A 12,077-nucleotide genomic window follows, 5' to 3' on the forward strand; every position below is an offset into this window, starting at 1 on the left:
CACCGGAACTTTTTCTCTTGTCGCTGGTCGTCGCCGCTCACCGGTGTTTTCGGCGTGTCTCGTCGGCCATGGTTTCCTGGGGATGTGACAGGCGAATCGAACCCGGGTCCGGCCGGTCGGCCGGGCCTCCGCCGTGACCTCAACGGGCGGCCGCTGACCCCGGGGCGCTGGGAGCGGTTGCGTGAGCGCGTGATCGGGCGTCGCCATCAGGACGCGCTCGACACCGACGCCGCCGAGCTGGTGGTCGTCGCCGAATCCGACGACGATGCCGCGGCGAGTTCGGTGGTGCTGGATCGCTCGTCCTGGCGTCCCGAGGACGAGGTCGTACTCCGCCACGTGTTGCGTCTGCCCGCGTCACGGCTCGACGACGCCGTCGCGACCGCCGCTCTGGACGGCTACACCTCCGTCGTCGTCGACCAGCGCACGACCGATACGAACGCGGAGCCCACCGGCGACGGGGAATCGGGCCTGGTCGTCGTGCACCTGGCGCGTGTGCAGATGCTCGACGCCGTGCACCTGTCGCAGGAACGTTCGCGGATGGCCAGTCTCGGCTCGCGGCACCGCGGGGTCGTCCTGCGTTGGCAGGTGCTGCAGCGACCGGTGGCGCAGGGTTAGGGCCGCGACCACTACTGTTTCCTCTGTGAGCAGCACCGACTCTTCCGCGTACACCTGGCCGCAGATCCTCGGGCGCGTCACCGACGGCGTCGACCTGACCATCGACGAGGCGTCGTGGGCGATGAACGAGATCATGAGTGATGCCGCGACGGGCGCCCAGATCGCCGCGTTCGGCGTGGGCGTGAAGATGAAGGGTGCGGCGCCGACCGAGCTGCGCGGCCTGGCGTCGGCGATGCTCGAGCACGCCACGCTGGTCGACGTGACACGTCCGGCGGTCGATGTCGTCGGCACCGGAGGCGATCGGTCGCACACGGTGAACATCTCCACGATGACGTCGATGGTGATCGCGGCGGCCGGTGTGCCGGTGGTCAAGCACGGAAACCGGGCGGCGTCGTCGAAGAGCGGGGGAGCCGACGTCCTCGAGGCCCTCGGCGTCGGGATCTCCCTCGGGCCCGCGGACGTAGCGAGGTGCGTCGACGAGGTCAACATCGGGTTCTGCTTCGCGCCGGTGTTCCACCCCGCCTTCCGGTTCACCGGGCCCCCGCGCAAGGAGATCGGTATCCCCACGGTGTTCAACGTGCTGGGTCCGCTCACCAACCCGGCCCGTCCGCAGAGCGGGCTGATCGGATGCGCCTTCGTCGACCTCGCGCCGGTCCTGGCGAGGACATTCGCGGATCGTGGCAACTCGGTGCTGGTGGTGCGGGGCGACGACGGCCTCGACGAACTGACCACGACGACGACCTCGACGGTGTGGCAGGTCGTCGCCGGCTCGGTGACCGAACTCAGCCTCGACCCGGCCGATCTCGGGATCGCGCGCGTCGAACTGGCGGCACTGCAGGGCGGTGACGCGATGGTGAACGCCGGTATCGCCCGTGATCTGTTCGCCGGCACCCGCGGCCCGGTGCGGGACGCGGTGCTGCTCAACGCGGCCGGCGCGATCGTCGCCTTCGAACAGCGCGAGGCGATGTCCGGCGCCCAGTTGCGCGACTCCATGGGCGACGCGATGACGCGCGCCGCAGCGGTGATCGACAACGGCGACGTCGCCCGTCTGCTCGACCGTTGGGCGGCACTCAGCACCGAACTCGCCGCGTCCCGCTGACTCCCGGGCGATCCGGTGCGGCGGGAGTGTCACTCCTCGCCGATGGAGAACCCGCCTTCCACGTCGGATCGTGAGTAGCTGCGGAACGCGATGTGGGTGGCGCTGTGTGTCACCCCGGGTAAACGGTTGATCTTGCCGGTGACCACGTCGGCGATCTGATCGTGGTCGCGCACTTTGATCTTGGCGATCAGGTCGACATCTCCGGCGCAGGAGTACACCTCGGACACGCCGGGGATGTCCGCGACCGCCTGCGCGGTCTCCGGGATCTGGTGGACATCGGCGTGGATCAGGACGATGGCGGTGATCATGGTTGACACAGTAGTGCGCACCGACGTCGTCATCCGGCTCGCCGACGTGTCTCCCGGGCGTCGTGTGCCGTGCGTGACCATGCCGACCATCGTTGGGCACAGGCACCAGGCAGCACGAACGGTTCGCTGGCCGCGACGATGCGTGCGCCTGGTTCGGTGATCCACCGGTAGAGCAGCGCCGGTTCCTCGGCCGGCGCGCCGAAGAGGGGCCCGGACCCCGGGGTCACCGTCTCCGCGGCGGCGATGAGGGTCTGCACCACCGGCATGGGTGCGACGCCGCGTCGCGCGACCCCCGCGCCGGCGAGCCGGCCGTGCCGGATCACCGCGAGCTCCCATCCCCGTTGATCGTCCGGGCGGGCCACCACCAATTCGGCGATCCGGCACAACGCCGACAGACGCTGGCAGCGGGCGAGCACGTCGATCGTCGCCGACAGCCGATCACGGTGGCGCGCGGCGCTCTCGAACATCTGGGCGTCGGACAGCTGTGCGAGCCGGTCGGTGAGGATGCCGAGTATCTCGTCGGACTCTCCGGTCATCAGGTCGCGGACGGCGGCGACCCGGGGCAGATAATCCGGCAGGGTCAACGGCCGGTCCGAGGCGGCGGCGCACCCGCCGATGCGAGGTCCGCCCGCAGCCTCCGAGCGACACCAATGGTGTGACGCCGAGCCCGATCGGCCTGTGCAACTCCGGAGGCCGGCGGCACCGCCGATGAGATCGGCGATGGTGGCGGCCGTGCTGCGGTTGCCGATGGGCCCGACGCAATCGTCGGTGGGGGTGCGCGACACCTTCAGTCGGGGGAACCGTTCGCCGGTCAACACCACCCACCAGCCGCGGTGTGGCTGGGTCGAGCGGCGGTTGTAGGCGGGTGCGTGCGCCGCCAGCAGGCGGAGCTCGCGGATTCCGGCCTCGAGACCGTGGGCGCACTCGACGTGATCGATGCGGGTGGCGACCGAGACCATCTCACCCATCCGGCGGCGTGGGTCGCTGCCGGTGAAGTAGGACAGCACCCGGCGACGCAGGTCGACCGCAGTACCCACGTACAACACCTCGTCGGAGGGGCCGCGGAACAGGTAGACACCCGGCCGCGACGGAACCCCCTGTGCCAGCGAGCGCTTGGCTCGCAGTCGCGGATCACTGCGGGGGAGATAGGCGGTCAGTTCGCGGTAGGTGCCCACCCCCTGGTTGCCGACACGCTCGAGCAGGCGATGCAGTACCTCGACCGTCGCGCGGGCGTCGTCGAGCGCACGGTGTGTGGGCCGCACGGACACGTCGAACAGATCGGCGAGCGCGGACAGGCGCACTGACGGCGCTTCGTCGCGGGTGAGGATCCGACGCGCCAATGTGACCGTGCAGAGACTGGTGTGGAACGGCCAGTCGATGCCCAGCCGGTTCGCGTTGCTCCGCAGGAACCCCATGTCGAAGCGGGCGTTGTGCGCCACCAGGATCGCACCCCGCGCGAACTCGACGAACGAGGGGAGGACCGCGCCGATCTCGGGGGCATCGGACACCATAGCCTCGGTGATGCCGGTCAGCGTGACGATCTTCGGGGGGATTCGGCAACCGGGGTCGACGAGGGTGGCGAACTCCCCGATGACCTCGCCGCCGCGGATCTTGACCGCGCCGATCTCGGTGATCCGATCTGTCGCACTGCTCCCACCCGTGGTCTCGAGGTCCACGACGACCATGGTCGTGTCGAACAGCGACCGGTCGAAACGGTCCTCGTCGTCGGCGGACCGGCGATCGGCGGACTCACGTTCGAGATCGAAAAAGGTGAGCTGTCCACCACCCGTCGTCGTTGCGCGCGCCACGGACCGAACATTAGTTCGATGTAACGACAGATTCTGGTGTGACAGGCGGGAAAGGTGGGTTGACGTCGTCGCCGACCGTAACTGTCGGTGGCCACCCCTACTGTCCGTCTCAGGTGGCGAACGGGCGCGGAGAGGCCGTCCGGCCGCCCTCGACATACCCATGTCCGGCAAATGAGATGGAGATCACACAATGTACGTCGACTGCCAGACCTGCCCGGGTCGTCCCACTTCCTGCGACGGATGCATGATGCAGGTGCTCTTCGACGCTCCCAGCAGCGGAAACCCGGCGGGCGAAGGTGGAGGAAAGGTTACGGAATCGGGCCCTTCGGCGGACGCCGAGATCGACGCCGCGATCGATGTATTCGTCACCGCTGCAATGGCCACCACAGCCTCTGCAGTATCTGCAAGAGCTGGCAAAGTCACTGCTCAGGACGGATTTTCGTCGCGCAATCTGCGCATCCTGCGAGCGGGGTGACCACGGGGCTCCGAGTCCGTACTCACGGGTCGGTGGACAGACCCGCGTTCGATTTCGTAACCTTTCCGAGACCTTTTCAGAGCGTCCCGCTCCAACAGGAGTGGTCTGGATCGGTCACCGCTCAATCGCCCTCTGGGCGAACCGGGGAACCATCAGTTTTCGGAGTGATCCGAATTGGGGTGAATCGCGCGTGCCCGACGACGCCAAGGGTGTCATCGACTCGTGTGTAGGGCCAGTCTTCCGGCCCGAATCCGACAGCTAACCCGGTCGGCGGTCGAAGGGAGAACAAGGAGAAGTCGCTTCGTGGCGAAACATCGTTTGGAGCAGCCCAACCGTGGCAGCAAGGTGGCCAAGCGCGCGGTGGTTGCAGGATCGATCACCGTCGGCTCGCTGGCCGTAGCCGCAGGCCCGGCACTCGCCGCACCTGTGCACGTGCCGAACATCGGCACTTTTGAACTTCCCGGGGTCGACAGCCAGCAGGTCCCCCAGCAATTCCAGGAGCCGAAGCCGGCTGCGCCGCAGGCTGCGCCGGTGGCCAAGTCGCCCGGAGCGAGCGTCGAGATCCCGAACATCGGCACCTTCACCGTTCCCGGTCTGAACGACGACCAGATCCCGCAGGAGTTCAAGCCCAAGGGTGGCGGCGGATTCCTCGGCGTGCAGCCCACCGTGGCCCAGAAGGCCGTGAGCAACGCCGAGAGCAAGATCGGTTCGCCGTACTCCTACGGCGCAGCCGGCCCGAACGCCTTCGACTGCTCCGGTCTCGTCTACTGGTCCTACAAGAAGGCCGGCAAGACCATCCCGCGCGACAGCTACGGCCAGCTCGGCGGCGGCACTCCCGTCGCCTCGATCGCGGCGGCCAAGCCCGGCGACGTCCTGATCTTCAACGGTGGCGGCCACGCCGGCATCTACGCGGGCAACGGCAAGTTCGTCCACTCGTCGACCTACGGAACCCCGGTGCAGAAGGACAACGTCAACAGCTGGGATCTGACCGGCATCCGGCGCTACTGAGCGCCGAAGGCGACAGATGTGAGCTTGATGGGTGGGCGGATCACGTGAGCGCGTGATCCGCCCACCCGAATCACCTGCAGGGCACGATGTTCCGTTCGGACGTCGACCGCGGGTGATCACGGGGAAGTGGTGGAGGACTGGTGACAGGCGTGGTTTCCGGACGATCGGTGACACGAAATCGATCGGTGACACGTCGGCGATCGGCGCCGGCGATGCTGGTGGCGCTGCTCCTCGCCTCGGTGGTGTCACTGGGGCAGCTGGGCCCGGCCATCGGCGCCCCAGAAGCCGCCGCAGCGCCGGTACGCACACCCGATCAGCTCCTCGCCGAATACAAGAAGCTCAGTGACGACGCCGAGAAGTCGGCCGAGGCGATGCACAACGCCCAGATCGAGTACGACAAGCAGCGTCGGATCGTCGCCGACGCGCGGAAGGCCTCGACCGCGGCGGAGCGCTCCCTGGCGTCCACGCAGGAGCGCCTGGCGCAGTACCAGACGCGCGTCGACTCGGTGGTGCGGGCCAGCTACAAGGGTGCCCGCGTCAACCGCCTCTACGCCGTGCTGGTGAGCGACTCGCCGCAGTCCCTGCTCGACCAGATGTCCGGCCTCGAACTGATCTCCCGCCAGTCGGCGGCCGACCTCCAGGGCCTCAAGGACGCGCGGCGCAACACGCAGGCGGCCAAGACCGAGGCCGACGAGACGGCAGCCGAGGCGACCGCTGCCGTTGCCGCGGCCGAGAAGACCCGTGGCGAACTGCAGGCGAAGCAGGCGAACCTGCAGTTGCAGGCCGTGCAGATCCGGGCCGTCTACGAATCGATGACCGGTCGGCAACTCGCCGCCCTGCAGGGGCCGAAGTTCGATTTCGACCCCCGCGTCGTGCCGAAGGGGACGTCGACCGCGCTGGTCGCCGTGCAGGCGGCATTGACCCGGATCGGTGACCCGTACGTGTGGGGCGCGACGGGCCCGAGCTCGTTCGACTGTTCGGGCCTCATGGTCTGGGCGTACCAGCAGGCCGGCAAGACGCTGCCACGGTCGAGTCAGGCTCAGGGCGGTGCCGGTCAGTCGGTCGACCGGCAGAACCTGCGGCCGGGCGATCTGATCATCTACTACCCGGACGCCCATCACGTCGGCATGTACGTCGGCGACGGCTACGTCATCCACGCCTCGACGTTCGGTGTGCCCGTGAAGGTCGTGCCCGTCGACGAGGCGGGACCGTTCAACTCCGCTCGCCGGTACTGAGCGCAGACCTCCGTGGACGCCGTCCGGTGATCGGCACTGACGTGTCCCTCGCACGATGTGCCTCTGCCACCGGCCTCGTCGGCCTGGCGGTCGCGCTGATCGCGGGCTGCGGCACCACAGCACCACCGGTCTCCCCGTCGAGCAGCGCGCCGAGCACGACGACGTCGGCCAACGTGTACGAGCAACAGCGGACCGCCGGGGTCCAGGCCGCCCTCGACGTTCTCGGCGATGCACTGCGCAGCGGCGACCCGAACCGGGTCGACACCGTCGTCGACGCCGCGGCCGCGCCCGAGTTCCGCAGGCACCTGCAGGTGATCGCAACCAACCTGGGCGGTCACCCGGTGGCCCCGGAGTCCATGGCCTCAGAGTCCGTGCCCGGCGGGTCGATCTCCGCCGAGTCATCCCCGCCGCGTTCGACCGACGAGCCCAGATCTCCGACGTCGTCCCCGTCGTCCCCGGCCCCGGTGCCGACGATCCCACCGCGCGGAACCGCGTTGCGGCTGAAGGAATTCCGGTACGAGGTCGTCCCCAGTACCGAGGCGGAGGTGCTCGTCCCTGCAGGCCTACAGCAACGCCTCGACGCCCAGGGCAGCTCGGACTCCTGGGTGGCGCCGGTGGATCTGCGATATGCGCTCGGCGGTGCGGCTACGCCCGGCCTCGACGAACCCGACGTGACCCTGAACATGCAACTGGTGATGGCGCGCTACGGCGACGACTGGAAGGTGGTCGGGGACGCGACCGCCATCGGGGGCACCGCCGCCCCGGCACAACTCTGGGACCTGCCGGGCCTCGCGGCCACCGACGTCGCCACCGACGGCGGAACGTCGGTGATCGCGTCGTATCCCGGCACCGCGGAGACGGTCGACCGGGTCCGTGGCCTGCTGCCTGGAGCGGTGGTCGCCGTCGACGAGTTCTGGGGCGAGGACTGGCCGCGCCGGGCGGCCGTCGTCGCCACCGATCGACCGGCGGAGTTCCGGGCACTGGCGCGCAGCGCCGGCACCGATGTGACCGGGGCGGCCGCCGCCACCGTCCACAGCCGCGTCGACACCGACGATGACGTCGCGGTGGGGCAGCGGGTGATCCTCACCCCGGGTGCCGACCAACTCTCCGACGCCGCGCTGGGGGTGGTGTTGCGTCACGAGTTGACGCACGTCGCCACTCGGGTCGTCACGGCGGCGGGAGCGCCGCTGTGGATCACCGAGGGAGTGTCGGAGTACGTGGGGCGCAAGGGCACCTACGGCAGGTTCGATGACGCGGCGCCGGATCTCGCCGCGCAGATCCGGGCCGGTGACCTGCCCGCCGACCTCCCGGCCGACCGCGACTTCGCGGTCGATTCCGAAGAAGCCGTCGTAGCCTATCAGTCCGCCTGGTCGGTGGCGGCGTTCGTCGCCGACCGTTTCGGCGAGGACGAGTTGCGCACCCTCTACACCGGTGTCGCGGCCGATGCCGATCCTCGTCGGAGTGACCAGGCGATCTCCGACGCACTCGGGGTGTCGCGCACCGACTTCGTCGCCGATTGGCAACGATGGCTGTCCACCCAGGTGCGCCGATGAATCGGACCCTGTTGATCACCAACGACTTTCCGCCTCGACCAGGTGGAATCCAGTCGTATCTGCAGAACCTCGTCGACCTGCTGCCGCCCGACGACATCGTGGTGTATGCGCCGCGATGGCGTGGGCACGAGGAGTTCGATGCCGCGCAGCCGTATACGGTGGTGCGTCATCCGACGACGCTCATGCTGCCGACGCCGGCGGTGGCCCGACGTGCCGCGAAGATCATTCGGAGCCATGACATCTCAACGGTGTGGTTCGGTGCGGCCGCCCCGCTGGCGACCCTCGCGCCGGCCATGCGCCGCGCGGGGGCACGACGTGTCGTCGCGAGCACCCACGGCCACGAGGTCGGCTGGTCGATGCTGCCGGTTGCCCGGCAGGTACTGACCTACATCGGCGGTCACGCGGACGCGGTGACGTTCGTGAGTCGTTACACCCGTGGCCGTTTCGCGGCGGCGTTCGGTGCAGATGCCGCGCTGGAGTATCTGCCGCCGGGCGTCGACACCGATCGGTTCGCCCCCGATCCGCGAGCACGCCAACGGCTACGCGAGCAGCTCGGACTGAGGGATCGGCCAACCGTCCTGTGTCTGTCGCGACTGGTGCCGCGCAAGGGTCAGGACGTACTGATCCGGGCGCTGCCACTGATCCGCCGCGAGGTCGGGGACGTGTGTCTGGTGATCGTCGGCGGCGGTCCGTACGCCGATTCGCTGCGGAAACTCGCGCACGAGAATGCCGTCGCGGACCATGTCGTGTTCACGGGCTCGGTGCCGTCGACCGACCTGCCCGGCTACCACAACGTGGCCGACGTGTTCGCGATGCCGGCACGCACACGCGGTGGCGGCCTCGACGTCGAAGGGCTCGGCATCGTCTATCTGGAGGCGTCGGCGACCGGTGTGCCCGTCGTCGCCGGACAATCCGGCGGGGCTCCGGAGACGGTGGTGGAGGGGGTCACCGGGACCGTCGTCGACGGAACCGACATCGACGCCGTCGCACTGGCGATCACCGCGATCCTGCGCGACCCGGCAGCGGCTGCCGAGATGGGTGCGCGAGGCCGTGAGCACGTCCTCGAGACCTGGCAGTGGCGTGCCATCGCCGCGCGTCTGCGGCAGCTCCTCTGAGACACCCGACCGCCGACCGAAACGTCGACGCCGTTGGGCGAAACGCTATTTCGCGTAGATCGCGTCGATGTCGCCGGAGAACTTGTCCACCACGACATTGCGCTTGACCTTCAGCGTCGGCGTCATCTCCCCGGTTTCCTCGGTGAAGTCGTCGGCGAGGATGCGGAACTTCTTGATCGCCTCCGCATGCGACACCGTCTGGTTGGCCGACTCGACCGCGGAGGCGACCTCGGCGCGCAGGTCCGCGTCGTCGGCGAGATCGCCGACCGTCGCATCGGCCGGTTTGCCGTTGCGCTCCTTCCACGCGGGGAACGCCTCGGGATCGATGGTGACCAGTGCTGCGATGAACGGTTTCGCGTCCCCGATGACCACGGCCTGCGAGACGAGCGCGTTCGCGCGGATCACGTCCTCGAGTCCGGCCGGTGACACGTTCTTGCCGCCGGCGGTGACGATCAGTTCCTTCTTGCGTCCGGTGATGGTGAGGAAGCCGTCGGAATCCAGCGTGCCGAGATCGCCGGTGTGGAACCAGCCGTCCTCGACGGCGGCCGCGGTCGCGTCGGGGTTCTGCCAGTACTCACCGAACACCACGCCGCCGGACAACATCACCTCGCCGTCGTCGGCGATCCGGACACTGTTGCCCGGCAACGGTTTACCGACCGAACCGACCTTGACCGCGCCGGGGGTGTTGACGCTGAACGCGGCGGTGGTCTCGGTCAGCCCGTAGCCCTCGAACACCGGGACGCCGATGCCGCGGAAGAAATGCCCGAGCCGCGACCCGAGCGGGGCGCCACCGGAGATGGCAGCCTCACACTGCCCGCCGAGCGCGGCCCGCAGCTTCCCGTAGACGAGACGATCGAACAGCGCGTGCTTCACCTTGAGCACCAGGCCCACCGAACCGCGTTCCTCGGCGGCCGAGTAGTCGATGGCGACATTCGCGGCGGCGTCGAAGATCTTTCCCTTGCCGTCGTCGTGAGCCGACTGCCGGGCGGTGTTGTAGACCTTCTCGAACACGCGCGGCACCGACAGGATCACGGACGGTCGGAACGACGCGAACTCGCCGACGAGGGTGCGGGTGTCGGCGTGATGGCCCACCTCCACACCGGCCTCGATGGCGACGAGGGTGATGGCGCGGGCGAGCACGTGCGCGAGCGGAAGGAACATCAGCAGCCGCTTGTCCGGCCCCAGCAGTGAGCTCATCGAGCTCGCCAGGACACCGCGTACCTCGGACAGCAGGTTGGCGTGGGTGAGCTCGCAGCCCTTGGGACGTCCGGTGGTGCCCGAGGTGTAGATGAGGGTCGCGGCGTCGGCGGAGCGGACGGCGGCGCGGCGCTTGACGACCTCGTCGTCGTGGATCTCCGCGCCCGTCTTCGTCAGGTGCGCGATCGCCCCCTCACCGTCAGTCACGTCGATCTGGAGCACGCTGACCGGGCCGAGACCGTCGATGCCGTCGACGATCTCACGATGACCGTCGTCCTCGACGACGATGGTGGTGGCGCCGGAGTCACGCATGATCCACTCGATCTGCGGCCCGGACGACGAATCGTAGATCGGTACCGTGATCGCGCCCGCCGCCCAGATCGCGAAATCGATGAGATTCCACTCGAGGCGCGTGCGGGACAGGAGGGCGACACGGTCGCCGGGTGCGACGCCCGCGGCGATCAGCCCCTTGGCGATCGCGGTGATCTGGGCCGCGGCGTCCGACGCCGTCACCGGTAGCCACTCCTGAGCCGCCTTGCGCCGGAACATCACCTTGTCCGGCTCGCGCTCGGCGATCCGGAAGACGATGTCGGTGCAGTCCTCGCTCTCCGCGATGGAGAACTCCGCCGGCACGCTGAACTGACTCATCGGGCCACCTCTCACCTTCGGTTCTCTGCAGCGATGGTAGTCCCGTCGCCGCGCAAACCGTACGCGCGTCCCGCGAGGTCTGCTGTTCCGGGCCGCCCGGAGTATGTGAAGCTAGTGATCGTGACGAGCATTCAGGTGGCCGACGAGACCTTCGTCGCGGCGGCTCCGTCGTTGGCGACCGAGATGGTCGGCGACCGGGGGAACTGGCGACGGTGGTGGCCCGATCTGCGTCTCACGGTGACCGAGGATCGCGGTGCGGCGGGCGTGCGCTGGAAGGTCGGCGGACCGCTCGTGGGCAGCATGGAGATCTGGTGTGAGCCGGTCCTGGACGGTTTCGTGCTGCATTACTTCCTGCACGCCGAGCCGCATGACTCCCTCCCCGACGACCCGCGTGCGCGGGGCACCGCCCTGGCGGACGCGAACCGGGATCGCCGGGCCGCCGGCAAGGTGATGTCGTTCGAGGTGAAGGATCGGCTCGAGGCCGGACGCGGGGTGGGCGGACCGGCGGTCACCGATCCGGCCGCGGACGCCGGGAACGCCGACGAGAGGGTGGCGCGCTGATGGCCGACCGCACCGAGCGCTCCATCGTGATCAGTGCCGATGCCGCCGACATCATGGCGGTGATCGCCGATTTCGACCACTACCCGGACTGGGTGTCGGCGGCGCGGGAGGTCGAGGTCACCGAGACCGGTGACGACGGCCGCCCACACGTCGTGCGTTTCGTCCTCGACGCCGGTGTCCTGCAGGACACCTACGTGCTGCGATATGACTGGGCCGCCGACGGCCGGGAGGTGTCGTGGGCCCTCGTCAGCAGTGACCTGCAACGCGACCAGCGTGGGCGATATGTTCTGTCGCAGCAGGTTCCGGGCTCGACCAAGGTCACCTACGAACTGATGGTCGATCTGCTGGTACCCATGATCGGGCAGCTCAAGCGGCGTGCCGAGAAGGCGATCACCGAAGCCGCACTGAACGATTTGAAGAAGAGGGTCGAAGGCTGATCGATCTCACGCCCATCC

At 68.7% G+C, this 12,077-nt stretch carries 12 protein-coding genes and 1 riboswitch; of the genes, 9 read left to right on the forward strand and 3 right to left on the reverse strand.

The window, feature by feature from the left end:
- The first annotated feature begins 84 nt into the window (after nt 1-84).
- Entirely contained in the window at nt 85-615 is a 531-nt protein-coding gene (locus tag VZC37_RS18870; RefSeq protein ID WP_330434605.1) for a hypothetical protein, read from the forward strand.
- A gap of 25 nt (nt 616-640) precedes the next feature.
- On the forward strand, nt 641-1,714 hold the full coding sequence (trpD, locus tag VZC37_RS18875) for an anthranilate phosphoribosyltransferase (RefSeq protein ID WP_330434607.1): 1,074 nt from the start codon (nt 641-643) through the stop codon (nt 1,712-1,714).
- A 29-nt stretch (nt 1,715-1,743) separates the two neighbouring features.
- On the opposite strand, the gene VZC37_RS18880 is transcribed toward trpD, so the two are convergent.
- Together VZC37_RS18880 and VZC37_RS18885 are read right to left on the reverse strand one after the other, a co-directional pair.
- Nucleotides 1,744-2,022, reverse strand: coding sequence for an Lrp/AsnC family transcriptional regulator (locus tag VZC37_RS18880; RefSeq protein WP_160901131.1), 279 nt, complete (start codon nt 2,020-2,022; stop codon nt 1,744-1,746).
- 29 nt (nt 2,023-2,051) lie between these two features.
- Entirely contained in the window at nt 2,052-3,830 is a 1,779-nt protein-coding gene (locus tag VZC37_RS18885; protein ID WP_330434611.1) for a DEDD exonuclease domain-containing protein, read from the reverse strand.
- A 244-nt stretch (nt 3,831-4,074) separates the two neighbouring features.
- Here VZC37_RS18885 and VZC37_RS18890 point away from each other — a divergent pair, with 244 nt between their 5' ends.
- The 5 genes from VZC37_RS18890 to VZC37_RS18910 all read left to right on the forward strand — a co-directional run bounded on the left by VZC37_RS18890 (nt 4,075) and on the right by VZC37_RS18910 (nt 9,216).
- Nucleotides 4,075-4,305, forward strand: a complete 231-nt coding sequence (locus VZC37_RS18890) for a hypothetical protein (RefSeq protein ID WP_330434613.1) — start codon at nt 4,075-4,077, stop codon at nt 4,303-4,305.
- Nucleotides 4,306-4,413: 108 nt separating this feature from the next.
- Nucleotides 4,414-4,594: riboswitch (cyclic di-AMP (ydaO/yuaA leader) on the forward strand.
- 14 nt (nt 4,595-4,608) lie between these two features.
- Nucleotides 4,609-5,313 carry a C40 family peptidase gene (locus VZC37_RS18895; protein ID WP_330434614.1) on the forward strand — a complete coding sequence of 235 codons (705 nt, stop codon included), beginning with the start codon at nt 4,609-4,611 and terminating at the stop codon, nt 5,311-5,313.
- Nucleotides 5,314-5,525: 212 nt separating this feature from the next.
- The gene (locus tag VZC37_RS18900; RefSeq protein ID WP_330434956.1) at nt 5,526-6,548 is read left to right on the forward strand and encodes a C40 family peptidase; all 1,023 of its coding nucleotides are present in this window, start codon (nt 5,526-5,528) and stop codon (nt 6,546-6,548) included.
- 26 nt (nt 6,549-6,574) lie between these two features.
- Nucleotides 6,575-8,101, forward strand: coding sequence for a hypothetical protein (locus VZC37_RS18905; RefSeq protein ID WP_330434616.1), 1,527 nt, complete (start codon nt 6,575-6,577; stop codon nt 8,099-8,101).
- Nucleotides 8,098-9,216 (forward strand): glycosyltransferase family 4 protein, encoded by a 1,119-nt coding sequence (locus tag VZC37_RS18910; RefSeq protein WP_330434618.1) that lies wholly within the window; start codon nt 8,098-8,100, stop codon nt 9,214-9,216. The genes VZC37_RS18905 and VZC37_RS18910 overlap by 4 nt, the downstream gene beginning before the upstream one ends.
- A 45-nt stretch (nt 9,217-9,261) precedes the next feature.
- Here VZC37_RS18910 and VZC37_RS18915 read toward each other — a convergent pair whose 3' ends face one another.
- Nucleotides 9,262-11,061, reverse strand: coding sequence for an AMP-dependent synthetase/ligase (locus VZC37_RS18915; RefSeq protein ID WP_330434620.1), 1,800 nt, complete (start codon nt 11,059-11,061; stop codon nt 9,262-9,264).
- Nucleotides 11,062-11,166: 105 nt separating this feature from the next.
- On the opposite strand from VZC37_RS18915, the gene VZC37_RS18920 reads away from it, so the two are divergent.
- Nucleotides 11,167-11,622, forward strand: coding sequence for a hypothetical protein (locus VZC37_RS18920; protein ID WP_330434622.1), 456 nt, complete (start codon nt 11,167-11,169; stop codon nt 11,620-11,622).
- Nucleotides 11,622-12,059: an SRPBCC family protein gene (locus VZC37_RS18925; protein WP_330434623.1), complete on the forward strand. Its 438-nt coding sequence runs from the start codon at nt 11,622-11,624 to the stop codon at nt 12,057-12,059. Before VZC37_RS18920 ends, VZC37_RS18925 begins: the two co-directional genes overlap by 1 nt.
- Nucleotides 12,060-12,077: the final 18 nt, after the last annotated feature.

The organism is Gordonia sesuvii (assembly GCF_036350415.1).
Lineage (GTDB): Bacteria > Actinomycetota > Actinomycetes > Mycobacteriales > Mycobacteriaceae > Gordonia > Gordonia sesuvii.

What these genes read in the sequence shown, in the direction of transcription:
- VZC37_RS18925 (WP_330434623.1), top strand. Translation starts at nt 11,622, where the DNA reads ATGGCCGACCGCACCGAGCGCTCCATCGTGATCAGTGCCGATGCCGCC.
- VZC37_RS18910 (WP_330434618.1), top strand. Translation starts at nt 8,098, where the DNA reads ATGAATCGGACCCTGTTGATCACCAACGACTTTCCGCCTCGACCAGGT.
- VZC37_RS18880 (WP_160901131.1), bottom strand. Translation starts at nt 2,022, where the DNA reads ATGATCACCGCCATCGTCCTGATCCACGCCGATGTCCACCAGATCCCG.
- VZC37_RS18900 (WP_330434956.1), top strand. Translation starts at nt 5,526, where the DNA reads ATGCTGGTGGCGCTGCTCCTCGCCTCGGTGGTGTCACTGGGGCAGCTG.
- VZC37_RS18890 (WP_330434613.1), top strand. Translation starts at nt 4,075, where the DNA reads ATGATGCAGGTGCTCTTCGACGCTCCCAGCAGCGGAAACCCGGCGGGC.
- VZC37_RS18915 (WP_330434620.1), bottom strand. Translation starts at nt 11,061, where the DNA reads ATGAGTCAGTTCAGCGTGCCGGCGGAGTTCTCCATCGCGGAGAGCGAG.